This is a genomic window from Solirhodobacter sp. (genome assembly GCF_964715405.1).
In genome coordinates this window covers 1-14,552 of the sequence record NZ_CBAICG010000039.1, presented here as the reverse complement: position 1 = coordinate 14,552, position 14,552 = coordinate 1, and the positions used below count along the sequence as shown (strand labels likewise).

Here is a 14,552-nt window from a genome sequence, read left to right as displayed (position 1 = left end):
GAAAAGCCTCCTGTCCGGTTCAATCCACATCACGCGTGAGTCTGCCCGGCGCAGGCCGCCCCGTCGTTGATTGACGTCAAGTCGGCTGCCGTGCCCGAAGCGGGCAGATTCCGCGTGATCCCGGCGGCGCGCGCGGATAGCCTGTTGGCGTGGCACAGGCAAAGCAGAAAAGACCCCCAGCGCGCAAACCACCGCCGTCGGCGGCACCGCTGCCGCGCGGAAGGCTGCGGGCCATGCGGATCTGGCTTTTGCGCGGACTGGCCGGGGTGGCGGGGCTGTTCCTGCTGCTGGTGGTGCTGTTCGACATCGTGAACCCGCCGACCACGCCCTACATGCTGTCCGAACGTCTCCGCCTGGGCCACGTCGACCAGCAGTGGGTGCCGATGGCGAGTATCTCGCCTGTCGTGGCGCGCTCGGTGGTGGCGGCCGAGGATGCGAACTTCTGCCGCCACTGGGGCTTCGACCTCGCCGCGATCCGGGCCGCGGCGGCGGCGGGCGGCGGGCGCGGCGGCTCGACCATCACCCAGCAGGTGGTGAAGAACGTCTTTCTGTGGCAGGGCCACAGTTGGCCGCGCAAGGCGCTGGAGGCGATGCTGACGCCGGTGGTCGAACTCTTCTGGTCGAAGCGGCGGATCCTGGAGGTCTACCTGAACGTCGCCGAGTTCGGCGTCGGCACCTTCGGTGTGGCGGCGGGGGCCGCGCGCAACTTTGCGGTGGAGCCCGATGCGATCGGCCCGCATCAGGCGGCGCTGCTGGCCGGTGTGCTGCCCGACCCCAAGCGCCGCAACGCCGCCCACCCCACCGCCTATCTGCGCAAACACGCGCAGGAAATCGCGGATGGCGCCCAGACGATCGAGGCCGATGGCCGCGCTGCCTGCTTCGAGCATTGAATTCGGCGCGGCGGCGGGGCATTGAAGGAAAACCGTCACATGTCCGGGTTGCCTTGCCGATGAACCGTCTGTTCCACGCGCCGCTGTCACCTTATTGCCGCAAGGTCCGCCTGACCCTGGCCGAAAAGCGGATCGAGGTGGAACTGATCGAGGAGCGCTATTGGGAACAATCGCCCGAGTTCCTGCGCCGCAATCCGGCAGGCAAGGTGCCGGTGCTGCGGCTGGACGGCGTCACGCTGACCGAAAGCCAGGCGATCTGCGAGTTGCTGGAGGATCGCTATCCGACCCCGCCGCTGATGCCGAAAAGCCCCGAGGAGCGCTACGAGGTGCGCCGCCTCTGTTCGTGGTTCGACGACAAGTTCCATCACGAGGTGACCTCGAAACTGCTCTACGAGCGGGTCAACAAGAAGATCATGGGGCTGGGCTACCCGGATTCGAAGAACGTCAAGACCGGGGCGGCGAAGATCAAGTATCACCTCGACTATCTCGGCTGGCTGCTGGATCAGCGGCGCTGGCTGGCGGGCGACGCGATGACGCTGGCGGATTTCGCCGCGGCGGCGCATCTGTCCTGTCTCGATTACATTTCGGACGTGGACTGGAACCGGAACGCCAACGTCAAGGACTGGTACGCCAAGATCAAGTCGCGGCCCTCGTTCCGGACCCTGCTGATGGATCAGGTGCCGGGCTTCCCGCCGCCGGCGCATTACACCGATCTGGATTTCTAGCGGCAGGCGACCGCGGGCTTGCCGCGGCGGAAGCCGGGGGCTTCGCGCCCCCGGACCCCCGCGGGATATTTACAGACCGAAAAATGAGGGGGCTGGCGTGAGTCTCGAGGCGCTGAAGTCGCGGCTGATCGTGCAGGCCCGGGCCGAGGGATTTTCGGCGGCGCGGGTCTGCCGTCCGGACGCGATTCCGCAGGCGGCGGCGCGGCTGGCGGCCTTCGTGGCCGAGGGGCGGCACGGGCAGATGGGCTGGATGGCCGAGCGGATGGGTTGGCGCGGCGATCCGGCGGCGCTGTGGCCTGCGGCGCGATCCGTGCTGATGCTGGCGGAGAGCTACACGCCCGAAAGCGACCTGCTGGCGGTGCTGAAGTGGCGGGACCGCGGCGCGGTGAGCGTCTATGCTCAGGGCAAGGATTACCACGATCTGGTCAAGACGCGGCTGAAGCGGCTGGGGCGCTGGCTGATCGAGGCGGGCGCCCGATCCGCGCTGCCGTGCGAGATCAAGGTCTTCGTCGACACCGCGCCGGTGATGGAGAAGCCGCTGGCGCAGGCGGCCGGGCTGGGCTGGCAGGGCAAGCATACCAACCTGGTGTCGCGCGAGCTGGGAAGCTGGTTCTTTCTGGGCGCGATCTTCACCACGCTGGAGCTGCCGCCGGACGCGTCCGAGCCGGACCATTGCGGCAGCTGCCGCGCCTGCCTCGACATCTGCCCGACGGCGGCATTTCCGGCGCCCTACCAGCTCGACGCGCGGCGCTGCATTTCCTACCTGACGATCGAGCATCACGGGCCGGTGGAGGCCGATCTGCGCCCGCTGCTGGGCAACCGGATCTATGGCTGCGACGATTGTCTGGCCGTCTGCCCGTGGAACAAGTTCGCGGTGGCGGCGCAGGAGGCGGGCTATGCCGACCGGGTCGGCGCGCCGCCGCTGGCGGAGTTGGCGGCGCTGGACGATGGCGCCTTTCGCACGCGCTTCGCGGGCAGCCCGGTCAAGCGGATCGGGCGCGACCGGTTTCTGCGCAACGTGCTTTATGCGATCGGCAACAGCGGCGATGCCACGCTGCGCGCGGCGGCGGTGCCGCATCTGGCCGACCCCGATCCGACCGTGGCCGAGGCTGCGGCTTGGGCGCTGGAGCGTTTGCGCACGGCCATGTGAATGCCCCGCGATGGTCCCGATTCCCGCCATGATTGCAGCCGATGTTAATGGCTCATTCAGCAATCGGAGGAGTTGGTCTCATGCAGATCCTTCCCGGAAGCCCCGCGTTCCTGGCGCTTTCTCTTCTGCTGTACTTCGTGCTCGTCAACTGTTTGACGTTTCTGCTGTTTCAGATCGACGCGCGTCGCGTCGAAACGGATGAGCGCCGGATTCCCGAAAGCATGCTGTTGCTGCTGTCGGCATTCGGCGGCACGCCCGCCGCCAAGCTGGCGTCGCGGTGGGTTGACTGCGAAGACCGCAACGAGTGCTTTTCGGGCACGCTGAACCTGATCGTGGCCGCGCATCTGATGACCGCGCTGACGCTGAACACCGACAAGGGTCAGGCGATGGTGCTGGATTTCGGCCATTCGACAGCGCAGATCGTCGCGACGCTGGTGAGCCTTCCGGGGGGTCAGAAGGGCTGATCACGGCAACGCGGGCATTCGTGCACGCGGTTCGGCGCGATTCATGCTAGGATGGGGGTCCAACCCGTGGGGAGGACAGCCATGACACGGCATATCATCGACCATCCGCGCAGTCGGCAGGACGGCAACCGGGCGCGCGCCTTCATGCAGATCGAGCGGGCCGCCGCCGGGCCTGGCGCCGCCGAGAGGGCGTTGCACCGCGCCGCCTCGACCGGGCGTGATGACGGGCAGCGCCTGCGCGAGTTCGTGAAGATCGCGCGTCGGACGGCGGAATAGCAAAGGGCGCGCCCGGTCGGGGCGCGCCTTTCAACTCGGTGCCGACACTCAGGCCCGCACGAGCTTTTCGTAGTCGGTGGCGATCTCGCGGGTCAGCGCGCCGACCTCGAACGTATAGGGCCCGATCTCGCCGACCGGGGTCACCTCGGCGGCGGTGCCGGTCAGCCAGCACTGTTCGAAGTCTGCCAGTTCCTCGGGCAGGATGTGGCGTTCGTGCACGGGAATGCCCTTGGCCTTGAGCATCCCGATGACGGTCTGCCGCGTCAGGCCGTTCAGGAAGCAATCGGCCAGCGGGGTATGGACCTCGCCCCCCTTCACGAAGAAGATGTTGGCGCCGGTCGCCTCGGCCACGAAGCCGCGATAATCCATGAAGAGCGCGTCGGAACAGCCCTTCGCCTCGGCCGCGTGCTTCGACATGGTGCAGATCATGTAAAGCCCGGCCGCCTTGGCCGCGACGGGGATGGTTTCCGGTGACGGGCGTTTCCATTTGGAGATGTCGAGCTTGGCGCCCTTCATCTTGGCATCGCCGTAGTAGGCGCCCCATTCCCAGCCCGCGACGGCCATCCGCACCGGGTTGCGCATGGCCGAGACCCCCATGTCTTCGCCCGAGCCGCGCCAGGCGACGGCGCGGACATAGGCATCCGTCCAGCCGTTGGCCTTGAGCATGGCGTATTTCGCTTCTTCGATCTGATCGACGGTGTAGGGGATCACCATGTCCAGCAGTTCGCCCGACTTCAGCAACCGCGCGGAATGCTCGCGGCCCTTGAAGATCTTGCCGTTGTAACACCGCTCGCCCTCGAACACCGACGAGGCATAGTGCAGCGCATGGGTGAGCACATGCACCCGCGCATCCCGCCACGGCACCAGCGCGCCGTCCATCCAGATCCATCCGTCACGATCGTCATAGGCACCGGCCATTTGGTCCTCCGTTCGGCCCCGCGGGGTCGCATTTGCATTAGTTGCGCGGTAAAGGTCCGAAACGGACATTATCTTGCGCGAAATCTGGCGTTCGGTAGCAATTGATTCTTGGAAAGTCAACAAGGCTGACATAAAATAACCGGAACGCACGGAAGTTGTGATGCGCGGGGAGGGGCGATGGCGGAAGGCGGCGCGGGGCCGGGGGGCGGCGAAAGCCTGCTGTTTCTGACCGACGAGCAGTTGCGCAAAGGGATCGAGGCGATGTTCTTCGCCTATCGCGGCTTCACCGCCGACCCGGACCGCATTCTGGAGCGGCACGAATATGGCCGCGCCCATCACCGGGCCCTGCATTTCATCCATCGCAGCCCCAACACCACGGTGAACAACCTGCTGTCGATGCTCGGCGTCACCAAGCAGTCGTTGAACCGGGTGCTGCGCACGCTGATCGAGGATGGGCTGGTGGAAAGCCGAGTGGGCCGCAAGGACAAGCGTGAACGCCACCTGGTGCTGACCGACCGCGGCGCGCAACTGGAACGCGAATTGTCGGAGGCGCAGCGGGGCCGAATGCGGGCGGCCTACCGCGCCGCCGGACCGCAGGCGGTCGCGGGCTTCCGGCAGGTGCTGGAGGCGATGATGGAGCCCGAGATGCGGCGCCAGTACCAGACCCTGCGGGATGGCGGCGCATGAGCCCCGATGCCAATATCCACCTGCTGATCGTCGATGATGACGAGCGCATCCGGGGGCTGTTGCAGAAGTTCCTGATCCGCAACGGGTTCTGGGTGACGGCGGCGCGCGACGCGGCGCACGCCCGGCGACTGCTCGTCGGGCTCGATTTCGATCTGATCGTGCTCGACGTGATGATGCCGGGTGAAGACGGCATCAGCCTGACGCGGGCGCTGCGGGCGACGATGGCGACGCCGATCCTGTTGCTGACGGCGCGGGGCGAGACCGGCAGCCGGATCGAGGGGCTGGAGGCCGGAGCCGACGATTACCTTGCCAAGCCGTTCGAGCCGAAAGAACTGCTGTTGCGCATCAACGCCATCCTGCGCCGCGCCCCTGCCGCGCGGCCGCTGGAAACCGGCCCGAAGGTGCTGCACCTCGGCCCCGTGCGCTACGAGATCGAGCGGGGCGAGTTGTGGCGTGGCGCCGAGCTGATCCGCCTGACCGCGACCGAGGCCGTGCTGATGCGCATCTTCGCCGCCCGGCCGGGCGAGGCGGTCAGCCGGGACAAGCTGGTGGCCGACCTGGGGCGCGATGACGGGCAGTCCACGGCGCGGGCGGTGGACGTGCAGATCACCCGGCTGCGGCGCAAGATCGAGGCGGATTCGCGCCTGCCGCGCTACCTTCAGACGGTGCGCGGTTCGGGCTACATGCTGGCGCCGGACTGAGGCGATGCCTCAGCGCCATTGACCGCCGGACCACTCGCGATACTCTGACCGCACCGTGATCGCGGAGCGGGCCGCGCACGTCGGAACGGAGAAGGTTCGATGGTACGGTTTGGCACCTGTGGCGCGGTCTTTGCCGCGCTGTTTCTGTTCGCCCCACAGGCACGGGCGGGCGATCTTGTGAAATACAGTCAGGTCGGCGTCTGGGACGTGATGGTGGATCCGTCGATCGGCAACGGCTGCCTGATCACCGCCGATTTCGATGACGGATCCGAGGTCCGCATCGGGCTCGATCGCGATCAGGGCAATGGCTACGTGATGGCGATGAATGATGGCTGGGGCGACATCAAGGACGATGCGACCTACAACATCAGCTTCGCGGTGGACGATCAGCGTTACAACGGGCAGGCCACTGGCGTGCACCTCGACAACCTTCCCGGCGTCGATATTCCGGTCGGCAACGCCGACTTTTTCGGCGACCTTGCGCAGAAATCGACGCTGACTCTGTTTGCCGGGGATACGCAGGTGATGAAGATCGACCTGACCGACGCGGGCCGCGCGATGGAAGGGCTGATCGCCTGCCAGAAGTCGCAGGGCTGAGCGGCCGGTGGCAACCGCGCTTTACACCCATCCGGCCAGCCGGGGGCATCTGACGCCCCCCGGCCACCCGGAGCGTGTCGCCCGGATCGAGGCGGTGGAACGTGCGCTGGCAGGTCTTGACGGGTTGGACCGGCGCGCGGCACCCCGCGCCGCGGTGGCCGAGGTGCTGCGCGGCCATTCGGCGGCCCATCTCGCGCGGATCGAGGCGGCGCTGCCCGCGGCTGGCTTTGCCGCGCTCGACGGCGATACCTTCCTGTCGCCCGGCTCGTTGGAGGCCGCGCTGCATGCCGTGGGCGGCGTCTGTGCGGCGGTCGATCTGGTGCTGGCGGGCGGGGCGGCGAACGCCTTCGTCGCCTGCCGCCCGCCCGGCCATCATGCCGAACGCGAAACGGCGATGGGATTCTGCTTCTTTGGCAACGTCGCCATCGGGGCGAAGCGGGCGCTGGACCATCACCGGCTGGCCCGCGTCGCCGTGCTCGATTTCGACGTGCACCACGGCAACGGCACCCAGGATCTGCTGTGGGACGAGGGGCGGGCCTTCTTCGCCTCGTCGCACCAGATGCCGCTTTACCCCGGCAGCGGGTATCCGTCGGAGCGCGGCGCGCAGGGGCAGATGCTGAACCTTCCGCTCGGCCCCGGAACCGGCAGCGCCGAGATGCGCGCGGCGTGGGACGGCGTGATCCTGCCCGCCGCGCAGGCATTCCGCCCCGACCTGATCCTGATTTCGGCCGGGTTCGATGCCCATGCCGCCGATCCGCTGGGCGGTCTTGAATGGCAGACCGAGGATTTCGCCTGGCTGACCGATCGCATCTGTGACCTTGCCGACGCCACCTGCGGCGGGCGGGTGGTCTCGACACTCGAGGGGGGATATGATCTGCAGGCCCTGGCGGCCTCGGCCGCCGCGCATGTGCGGGTGTTGAAGGAGCGGGGCGGATGACGGACAAGCCGGTCGCGAAGATGAGCTTCGAGGAAGCGATGGCGGCGCTGGAGCAGGTGGTGACGCGGCTGGAACGCGGCGACGTGCCGCTGGAAGAGTCGATCACGCTTTACGAACAGGGCGCCGCGCTGAAGGCGCATTGCGCCGAAAAGCTCAAGGCCGCCGAAGAGAAGGTGGAACTGATCCGCGTCGCCGAAGGCCGCGCGGCAGGCACGGTGCCGGTGGAAGGTCTCTGACCATGTTCGTGACGACCCTGGCCGAGGATGCCGCGCGGGTGCAGGCCCGGCTGGAGGCCGCCTTGGCGGACCGCGCCGATCTGCCGCTGATCCGTGCGATGCGCTATGCGGTGAAGGGCGGCAAGGGGTTGCGCGGCTTTCTAGTGCTGGAGGGCGCGCGGATGCTCGGCCTTGCGGTGGAACGGGCGCTGCCCGCCGCCGCCGCGGTCGAGGCGCTGCACGCCTACAGCCTTGTCCATGACGACCTGCCCGCAATGGATGACGACGACCTGCGGCGCGGTCAGCCCACGGTGCATGTGACATGGGGCGAGGCGACCGCGATCCTTGCCGGGGATGCGCTGCAAACGCTGGCGTTCGAGCTGCTGACCGACCCCGCGCTGGGCACGGCCGAGGTGCGGATCGCGCTGGTTGCCGGGCTGGCGCAGGCCTCGGGCGCCGGGGGCATGGTGCTGGGTCAGGCGCTCGACATGGCGGCCGAAGAGGCCGCGACGCCGCTGACCCTGCCCGAGATCACCGCCCTTCAGGCCGGCAAGACCGGCGCGCTGATCCGCTGGGCCGCCGAGGCGGGCGCGGTGATCGCCGGGGCCGACCCGGCGCCCTTGCGCGCCTATGCCACCGCGCTGGGCCTGGCCTTCCAGATCGCCGACGACATCCTGGATGAGACCGGCGATGCCGACAAGGCGGGCAAGCGGCTGCACAAGGATGCCGCCGCGGGCAAGGCGACCTTCGTGTCGCTGCTGGGGCTGGACGGTGCGCGGGCGCGGGCCAGATCGTTGGTGGAAGAGGCCGAGGCGGCCCTGCTGCCCTATGGCGCAGCGGCCGATACCTTGCGGCACTGTGCGCGCTTCGTTATTGCGCGCGAGATGTGACACCCGGAAGGGGTGAGAATGACCGACCGACCGCTGACCCCGACGCTCGACCGCGTGAAGCTGCCCGCCGACCTCAAGGCGCTGAGCGACCGCGAGTTGAAGACGCTTGCCGACGAGTTGCGGGCCGAAACGATCTCGGCGGTCTCGGTGACCGGTGGCCACCTTGGCGCCGGGCTTGGCGTGGTGGAACTGACGGTGGCGATCCACGCCGTCTTCGACACGCCGCGCGACAAGCTGATCTGGGACGTGGGCCACCAGTGCTATCCGCACAAGATCCTGACCGGGCGGCGGGATCGCATTCGCACGCTTCGCGCGCAGGGCGGCCTTTCCGGCTTCACCAAACGGTCCGAGTCGCCCTATGACCCGTTCGGGGCGGCGCATTCCTCCACCTCGATCTCGGCCGCGCTGGGCTTTGCCGCCGCGCGCGACCTGGGCGCCACAGACGTGGGCGACGCCATCGCGGTGATCGGCGACGGCGCGATGAGCGCGGGCATGGCCTTCGAGGCGCTGAACAACGCGGGCCACTTGAAGAAACGGCTGTTCGTGATCCTGAACGACAACGAGATGTCGATCGCGCCGCCGGTGGGGGCGCTGTCCAGCTATCTCTCGCGCCTCTACACCGGCGCGCCGTTTCAGGAACTGAAGGCGGTGGCCAAGGGCGCCGTCAGCTTCCTGCCCGAACCGTTCCAGGAGGGGGCGCGGCGGGCCAAGGAAATGCTGAAGGGCATGACCGTGGGCGGCACGCTGTTCGAGGAACTGGGGTTCAGCTACGTCGGCCCGGTCGATGGCCACGATCTTGACCAGCTTCTGCCGCTTCTGCGCACCGTGCGGGCGCGGGCGACGGGGCCGATGCTGATCCATGTGATCACGAAAAAGGGCAAGGGCTACGCCCCCGCCGAGGCCGCCGCCGACAGGGGCCATGCGACGGCCAAGTTCGACGTGCTGACCGGGGTGCAGGCCAAGGCGATCTCGAACGCGCCAAGCTACACCAAGGTGTTCGCGCAGGCTTTGGTTCGCGAGGCCGAGGCGGACAGCAGGATCGTCGCGGTGACGGCGGCGATGCCGGATGGAACCGGGCTGAACCTGTTCGCCGAACGCTTCCCCAAGCGCTGCTTCGACGTCGGCATCGCCGAACAGCACGCCGTCACCTTCGCGGCGGGCCTTGCGGCGGGGGGGATGAAGCCGTTCTGCGCGATCTACTCCACCTTCCTGCAACGCGGCTACGATCAGGTCGTGCACGACGTGGCGATCCAGCGCCTGCCGGTGCGCTTCGCGATCGACCGGGCGGGGCTGGTGGGGGCCGATGGGGCCACCCATGCGGGCGCGTTCGACGTGGCGTTCCTCGCCAACCTGCCCGGCATGGTGGTGATGGCGGCGGCCGACGAGGCGGAGCTGGTCCACATGGTCGCCACCGCCGCCGCGCATGACGAAGGCCCGATCGCGTTCCGCTATCCGCGCGGCGAGGGCGTGGGGGTCGAGATGCCCGCCCGTGGCATCCCGCTGGAAATCGGCAAGGGCCGCGTCATCCGCGAGGGGTCGCGCGTGGCGCTGCTGTCCTTCGGCACCCGGCTTTCCGAGGTGCTGAAAGCCGCCGAGGCGCTGACCGCGCGCGGCATCGCCCCCACCGTGGCCGACGCGCGCTTCGCCAAGCCGCTCGACCGCGACCTGATCCTGCGGCTGGCGCGCACCCATGAGGCGCTGATCACCATCGAGGAGGGCGCCGTGGGCGGCTTCGGCAGCCATGTCGCGCAATTGCTGGCCGAGGAGGGCGTGTTCGACCGCGGCCTGAAGTTCCGCAGCATGGCGCTGCCCGACAGCTTCATCGACCAGGCCAGCCCCGAGGCGATGTATGCCGTGGCTGGCATGAACGCGCCCCAGATCGAGGCGAAGGTCCTGGAAACGCTGGGTGTGGCGGTGGTGGGGAGACGGGCGTAGCATGGCAATACCTGACTACGAAACCCTGATGCTTCCAGTGCTGCGGCTGTTCGCAAACGGGGCTCAAAATGTTGCCGACTGTCTGCCAAGTTTGCGAAGAGAATTTAGTGTAACCGATGAAGAATCGGCAGAGATGCTGCCCAGTGGGCGGGTTACTGTTCTTGCGAGCCGAGCGCACTGGGCGAGAACTTATCTTTCGAAGGCCGGGTTGCTTACGTCTCCGAAACGCAACCTCCATGTGATCACGGAATCCGGTCGCGCTTTTTTGGGCAGTCGACCAGAGAGAATTAGCCTTTCGGTCTTGGGACAATTCCCCGGCTTTGATGAATGGCGGCATATGTCGCGCTCTCAGGATAATGCGCATATCTTGGATGCGACGGGCGGCCCTGGGTCCGCGAAGACTCCAGAAGATGCGATGGGAGAGGCAAGTGCACTCCTTGAAGCGGCCCTGAGCGACGACCTTCTGGCCATATTGCGTGACATAAGCCCGACTCGCTTCGAGCGCCTGATCCTCGATCTGCTGACTGCGATGGGGTATGGCGGGGGTGATCTTGCTAATGCACGTATGACCAAGGCGAGCGGAGACGGCGGCATCGATGGAATCATTCACGAGGATGCGCTTGGCTTGGATGCGGTATTTGTGCAAGCCAAGCGTTATTCGCCCGAGAACAAGGTGAGCCGCCCGGCGATCCAGCAATTCATCGGCAGCCTGACCGGCGAAGGGGCGACGAAGGGCGTTTTTGTAACCACTTCGGACTTCTCGGCAGACGCGCGCGCTTTTCTTGGAAAAGTCCAGCAGCGAGTCGTATTGATCAACGGGCAAGAGCTTGCGCGTCTCATGATCCGATACGGCATCGGCGTCCGTGCGAGAACGACATACGTTATCAAAGGCTTGGATAGCGACTACTTCTCGGACGATATGGGATAGGTATTTACCACTCCTCCCCCACCATCGCCGCCAACCCCTCGCGGTAGCTCGGATACCGCAGCACCACACCCAACTCGCGCCTGATCCGGTCGTTCCGGACGCGCTTGCTTTCGGCATAGAAGCTGCGCGCCATCGGGCTCATCTCGGCTTCCGCATAGGGCACCCCCGGCGGGTCCGGCAGTCCCAGAAGGGCGGCGGCATGGCTCAGCACGTCCTCGGGCGGCGCCGGGTCGTCGTCGCAGACATTGTAGACCGCGCCGGGGTTCGGGTGGGCGATCGAGGCCGCCAGCACCTGCGCGATATCTTCGACATGGATGCGGCTGAACACCTGGCCGGGCCTCAGGATGCGCCGGGCGCTGCCGTCGCGCACCTTCTCGAACGGCCCTCGTCCGGGGCCATAGATCCCGGCCAGCCGGAAGATGTGGAGCGGCAGTCCAAGCGCCGCCCACTCCGCTTCGGCCTGCACCCGGGCCCGGCCCCGTTCGGTCGTGGGCGTCAGCGGCGTCGTCTCATCCACCCAGGCCCCGGCGTGGTCACCATAGACGCCGGTGGTGGAAAGATAGCCGACCCAAGCCAGATGCCGGGCCGCGCCGATCCGCACCCCCTCGGCCCGCAGCACCGGGTCGCCCGCGGCATCCGGCGCGACCGAGGTCAGAAGGTGCGTCGCCCGCGCCAGCGCCGGGCCGATGTCGGTGCCCGGCCAGATCAGCGGCTCCACCCCCCCGAACGCCAGTGCCGCCGCGCGTCCCGCCGACCGTGTGGTGCCGATCACCCGCCAGCCCAGCGGGATCAGCCGCCGCGCCAGCGCCTGCGCCGAATAGCCGTGGCCGAGGGAAAGGAGTGTGCCGGTCATGCCCCCTTGTCCTGTGTCGCCGACGCCCGCGCAAGCCGCTTGATTTCCGCGCGGCCTTGCGCCCCAATGGCCGCATGACCGACGATTCCGACCTTGACGCCGCCTACCGCCTGAAGACGCCCGAAGACTCGGTCCGGCTCTATCGCGACTGGTCGGGCAGCTACGATGCGGACTTTGCGCAGGCGCAGGGCTACCGCCTGCCCGCCGCCGTCGCCGAGGGCTTCGCCGATGCCGGTGGCACCGGCCCCCTGCTCGACGTCGGCGCGGGCACCGGCCTGCTCGCCGCCCGCCTCGCGGAACTCGGCGTCGGGCCCATCGACGCGCTCGACATCTCGGCCGAAATGCTGGCGGTGGCCGCCGCCAAGGGGCTTTACCGCGCGACCCTGCTGGCGGACCTGACGCGGCCGCTGCCGCTGTCCGATGGCGCCTACAGCGGCATCGTCTCCTCCGGCACCTTCACCTTCGGCCATGTCGGCCCGGCCGCGTTCGACGAGTTGCTGCGCATCGCCGCCCCCGGCGCGCTCTTCGCGGTCTCGATCCACAGCGGCGTCTACCAACCCGCGGGCTTCGCCGCGAAACTGGCCGAACTGGGCCCCGCCATCACCGACCTGACCCTCACCGAGGTCGCGATCTATGGCCCCGAGGCCGACGCGCAGCACCGCGACCACCGCGGCCTGATCGCCCGCTTCCACAAGCGATAGCCCGCGCCCTCATTTTCGGTCTTCAAGTATCCTCGGGGGGCCCGGGGGGCAGACAGCCCCCCGGCTTCCGCCGCCGCGCGCCTAACGGGTGGGCACGGGCACGTCGCCCCGGTAATCGTAGAACCCGCGCTGCGTCTTGCGGCCCAGCCAGCCGGCCTCGACGTATTTCGTCAGCAGCGGGCAGGGCCGGTACTTGGTCGGTGCTGAACAATCCTGAAGTCTATGATTTTGTTCGGTGATTCCACGGAACTGATAGCTTTAGATTGCAGGATTTCGTACGATTTGGCTCGAAACCTTGCGAAGTCGGGACCCCGGTATGAAGCACCGTCCGCGCTCTGAAGAACAAGATGACCTGCTTCGGCCACGCCTGGTCGACATGATCGATCTACGCCATGAGCTGGCAAAGCTCGCCGAGCTGATCGACTGGGACTTCTTCGAGGCGGAATGGGCCGGGTTCTTCCCCTCGACGACGGGGCGACCAGCGACGCCGCCGCGGCTGGTGGCCGGGCTCTTGTATCTTCAGCACGCCTATCGGCTCTCGGACGAGGCGGTGGTGGCCCGCTGGGTGGAAAACCCATACTATCAGCACTTCACCGGTGAGACGTTCTTTCAGCACCGCCCCCCGATCGACCCGTCCTCGCTGGTGCGCTGGCGTAAACGGATCGGCGAAGACGGGGTGGAGTGGCTGCTGACCAAGACCATCGAGGCCGGGCTCAAGTCCGGTGCTGTCGACGGTGACAGCCTCGGGCGCGTCGCCGTGGATACCACCGTGATGGAGAAGAATATTGCCCATCCGACGGACGCCCGGCTCTACGAGAAGGCGCGCCGCCAGTTGGTCGCTCTGGCCGTGGAAGGCGGCATCGATCTGCGGCAGAATTACAACCGGCTTGCCCCGCCGCTGGCGATGCAGGTGGGCCGCTACGCACATGCCAAACAGTTCCGCCGCATGCGCAAGGCCTTGAAAAAGCTGAAGGGCTATGCGGGCCGTGTGCTGCGCGACATCCGCCGCCAGTTGCAGGATATCCCCGAGGGTGCCTTCCGCGAACGGGTTCTGGACAAGCTCTACCTGGTTGGTCGGCTGCTGGCGCAGACCCCGAAGAGCCACGGCAAGATCTACGCTCTGCACGAGCCGGAGGTCGATTGCATCTCCAAGGGCAAGGCGCGGGTGCGCTACGAATTTGGCACCAAGGTCAGCATCGCCACCACCATCGACGAAGGCTTTGTCGTCGGCATGCGCGCGCTGCCGGGCAACCCTTACGACGGCCATACACTGGCCGAGGCGCTGGAGCAGGTCGAGATCCTGACCGACCGGAAACCCACCCTGGCGGTCGTCGACCGCGGCTACCGCGGCCACGGCATTGAGGCCACCCGCGTGCTGATCAGCGGCACCCGGCGCGGCCTGACACCGCAGCTGGCAAAACTGCTCAAACGCCGCAGCGCCATCGAGCCCGAGATCGGCCACATGAAATCCGATGGTCGCCTCTCCCGCTGCCCGCTGAAGGGTACCATCGGCGATGCCATCTTTGCCGTCCTGTGCGGCTGCGGCCACAACCTCCGCAAGATCCTCGCCCACATCAGGGCGCTAATCACCATGATATTGGCTGCTCTGCTCGGCGCTCTTCGAACCGAATTCCGCCAGCCACACGCTCAGATTACCGCCTGAACCCGTTGTTCATGGCCGACTA

Annotated in this window: 17 protein-coding genes and 1 pseudogene; 15 read left to right on the top strand and 3 right to left on the bottom strand. The window is 67.4% G+C overall.

The annotated features are described in order from the left end of the window. The first annotated feature begins 149 nt into the window (after positions 1 to 149). The 5 genes from mtgA (at position 150) to AC11WY_RS15100 (ending at position 3,505) form a co-directional block, all read left to right on the top strand. Positions 150 to 890, top strand: a complete 741-nt coding sequence (gene mtgA / locus AC11WY_RS15120) for a monofunctional biosynthetic peptidoglycan transglycosylase (RefSeq protein WP_482926962.1) — start codon at positions 150 to 152, stop codon at positions 888 to 890. 59 nt (positions 891 to 949) lie between these two features. Beyond that, positions 950 to 1,615 (top strand): FtsZ-binding protein FzlA, encoded by a 666-nt coding sequence (gene fzlA, locus AC11WY_RS15115; RefSeq protein WP_482926960.1) that lies wholly within the window; start codon positions 950 to 952, stop codon positions 1,613 to 1,615. A gap of 97 nt (positions 1,616 to 1,712) precedes the next feature. Then, a complete protein-coding gene (queG, locus tag AC11WY_RS15110) occupies positions 1,713 to 2,765 on the top strand; it encodes a tRNA epoxyqueuosine(34) reductase QueG (protein ID WP_482926958.1) in 1,053 nt (350 codons plus the stop codon). Between the two features lie 80 nt (positions 2,766 to 2,845). Beyond that, positions 2,846 to 3,229, top strand: coding sequence for a DUF1294 domain-containing protein (locus AC11WY_RS15105; protein WP_482926956.1), 384 nt, complete (start codon positions 2,846 to 2,848; stop codon positions 3,227 to 3,229). A gap of 81 nt (positions 3,230 to 3,310) precedes the next feature. Then, positions 3,311 to 3,505 carry a hypothetical protein gene (locus tag AC11WY_RS15100; protein WP_482926954.1) on the top strand — a complete coding sequence of 65 codons (195 nt, stop codon included), beginning with the start codon at positions 3,311 to 3,313 and terminating at the stop codon, positions 3,503 to 3,505. A 48-nt stretch (positions 3,506 to 3,553) separates the two neighbouring features. Here the strand turns inward: AC11WY_RS15100 and AC11WY_RS15095 are convergent, their stop codons facing one another. After that, positions 3,554 to 4,423 carry a branched-chain amino acid aminotransferase gene (locus AC11WY_RS15095; RefSeq protein ID WP_482926952.1) on the bottom strand — a complete coding sequence of 290 codons (870 nt, stop codon included), beginning with the start codon at positions 4,421 to 4,423 and terminating at the stop codon, positions 3,554 to 3,556. Between the two features lie 177 nt (positions 4,424 to 4,600). On the opposite strand from AC11WY_RS15095, the gene AC11WY_RS15090 reads away from it, so the two are divergent. The 8 genes from AC11WY_RS15090 (at position 4,601) to AC11WY_RS15055 (ending at position 11,313) form a co-directional block, all read left to right on the top strand. Further along, positions 4,601 to 5,110 (top strand): MarR family winged helix-turn-helix transcriptional regulator, encoded by a 510-nt coding sequence (locus AC11WY_RS15090; protein ID WP_482926950.1) that lies wholly within the window; start codon positions 4,601 to 4,603, stop codon positions 5,108 to 5,110. Beyond that, a complete protein-coding gene (locus tag AC11WY_RS15085; protein WP_482926948.1) occupies positions 5,107 to 5,811 on the top strand; it encodes a response regulator in 705 nt (234 codons plus the stop codon). The genes AC11WY_RS15090 and AC11WY_RS15085 overlap by 4 nt, the downstream gene beginning before the upstream one ends. A 99-nt stretch (positions 5,812 to 5,910) precedes the next feature. Beyond that, complete coding sequence (locus tag AC11WY_RS15080; protein ID WP_482926946.1) at positions 5,911 to 6,408, top strand: hypothetical protein; 498 nt, start codon at positions 5,911 to 5,913, stop codon at positions 6,406 to 6,408. A 7-nt stretch (positions 6,409 to 6,415) separates the two neighbouring features. After that, positions 6,416 to 7,345 carry a histone deacetylase family protein gene (locus AC11WY_RS15075; RefSeq protein ID WP_482926944.1) on the top strand — a complete coding sequence of 310 codons (930 nt, stop codon included), beginning with the start codon at positions 6,416 to 6,418 and terminating at the stop codon, positions 7,343 to 7,345. After that, positions 7,342 to 7,581, top strand: coding sequence for an exodeoxyribonuclease VII small subunit (locus AC11WY_RS15070; protein ID WP_482926942.1), 240 nt, complete (start codon positions 7,342 to 7,344; stop codon positions 7,579 to 7,581). The genes AC11WY_RS15075 and AC11WY_RS15070 overlap by 4 nt, the downstream gene beginning before the upstream one ends. A gap of 2 nt (positions 7,582 to 7,583) precedes the next feature. Next, a complete protein-coding gene (locus tag AC11WY_RS15065) occupies positions 7,584 to 8,450 on the top strand; it encodes a polyprenyl synthetase family protein (protein ID WP_482926940.1) in 867 nt (288 codons plus the stop codon). A gap of 18 nt (positions 8,451 to 8,468) precedes the next feature. Then, a complete protein-coding gene (dxs, locus tag AC11WY_RS15060) occupies positions 8,469 to 10,385 on the top strand; it encodes a 1-deoxy-D-xylulose-5-phosphate synthase (RefSeq protein WP_482926938.1) in 1,917 nt (638 codons plus the stop codon). A 1-nt stretch (position 10,386) separates the two neighbouring features. Further along, positions 10,387 to 11,313, top strand: a complete 927-nt coding sequence (locus AC11WY_RS15055) for a restriction endonuclease (protein WP_482926936.1) — start codon at positions 10,387 to 10,389, stop codon at positions 11,311 to 11,313. Between the two features lie 4 nt (positions 11,314 to 11,317). Here the strand turns inward: AC11WY_RS15055 and AC11WY_RS15050 are convergent, their stop codons facing one another. Beyond that, positions 11,318 to 12,166, bottom strand: a complete 849-nt coding sequence (locus tag AC11WY_RS15050; RefSeq protein WP_482926934.1) for an SDR family oxidoreductase — start codon at positions 12,164 to 12,166, stop codon at positions 11,318 to 11,320. 74 nt (positions 12,167 to 12,240) lie between these two features. Between AC11WY_RS15050 and AC11WY_RS15045 the strand changes: the two genes are divergently transcribed. Further along, positions 12,241 to 12,867, top strand: coding sequence for a class I SAM-dependent DNA methyltransferase (locus AC11WY_RS15045; protein ID WP_482926932.1), 627 nt, complete (start codon positions 12,241 to 12,243; stop codon positions 12,865 to 12,867). Between the two features lie 81 nt (positions 12,868 to 12,948). On the opposite strand, the pseudogene AC11WY_RS15040 reads toward AC11WY_RS15045, so the two are convergent. Then, positions 12,949 to 13,086: pseudogene (locus AC11WY_RS15040) on the bottom strand (3-hydroxyacyl-CoA dehydrogenase family protein); the annotation flags it as partial. 97 nt (positions 13,087 to 13,183) lie between these two features. Here AC11WY_RS15040 and AC11WY_RS15035 point away from each other — a divergent pair. Continuing rightward, the gene (locus AC11WY_RS15035; RefSeq protein WP_482926930.1) at positions 13,184 to 14,530 is read left to right on the top strand and encodes an IS5 family transposase; all 1,347 of its coding nucleotides are present in this window, start codon (positions 13,184 to 13,186) and stop codon (positions 14,528 to 14,530) included. Positions 14,531 to 14,552: the final 22 nt, after the last annotated feature.

Bases quoted from the DNA above. Each gene is read 5' to 3' on its own strand.
- fzlA (WP_482926960.1), top strand. From the start codon at position 950: ATGAACCGTCTGTTCCACGCGCCGCTGTCACCTTATTGCCGCAAGGTC.
- AC11WY_RS15105 (WP_482926956.1), top strand. From the start codon at position 2,846: ATGCAGATCCTTCCCGGAAGCCCCGCGTTCCTGGCGCTTTCTCTTCTG.
- AC11WY_RS15100 (WP_482926954.1), top strand. From the start codon at position 3,311: ATGACACGGCATATCATCGACCATCCGCGCAGTCGGCAGGACGGCAAC.
- AC11WY_RS15095 (WP_482926952.1), bottom strand. From the start codon at position 4,423: ATGGCCGGTGCCTATGACGATCGTGACGGATGGATCTGGATGGACGGC.
- AC11WY_RS15090 (WP_482926950.1), top strand. From the start codon at position 4,601: ATGGCGGAAGGCGGCGCGGGGCCGGGGGGCGGCGAAAGCCTGCTGTTT.
- AC11WY_RS15085 (WP_482926948.1), top strand. From the start codon at position 5,107: ATGAGCCCCGATGCCAATATCCACCTGCTGATCGTCGATGATGACGAG.
- AC11WY_RS15080 (WP_482926946.1), top strand. From the start codon at position 5,911: ATGGTACGGTTTGGCACCTGTGGCGCGGTCTTTGCCGCGCTGTTTCTG.
- AC11WY_RS15070 (WP_482926942.1), top strand. From the start codon at position 7,342: ATGACGGACAAGCCGGTCGCGAAGATGAGCTTCGAGGAAGCGATGGCG.
- AC11WY_RS15065 (WP_482926940.1), top strand. From the start codon at position 7,584: ATGTTCGTGACGACCCTGGCCGAGGATGCCGCGCGGGTGCAGGCCCGG.
- dxs (WP_482926938.1), top strand. From the start codon at position 8,469: ATGACCGACCGACCGCTGACCCCGACGCTCGACCGCGTGAAGCTGCCC.
- AC11WY_RS15055 (WP_482926936.1), top strand. From the start codon at position 10,387: ATGGCAATACCTGACTACGAAACCCTGATGCTTCCAGTGCTGCGGCTG.
- AC11WY_RS15050 (WP_482926934.1), bottom strand. From the start codon at position 12,166: ATGACCGGCACACTCCTTTCCCTCGGCCACGGCTATTCGGCGCAGGCG.
- AC11WY_RS15045 (WP_482926932.1), top strand. From the start codon at position 12,241: ATGACCGACGATTCCGACCTTGACGCCGCCTACCGCCTGAAGACGCCC.
- AC11WY_RS15035 (WP_482926930.1), top strand. From the start codon at position 13,184: ATGAAGCACCGTCCGCGCTCTGAAGAACAAGATGACCTGCTTCGGCCA.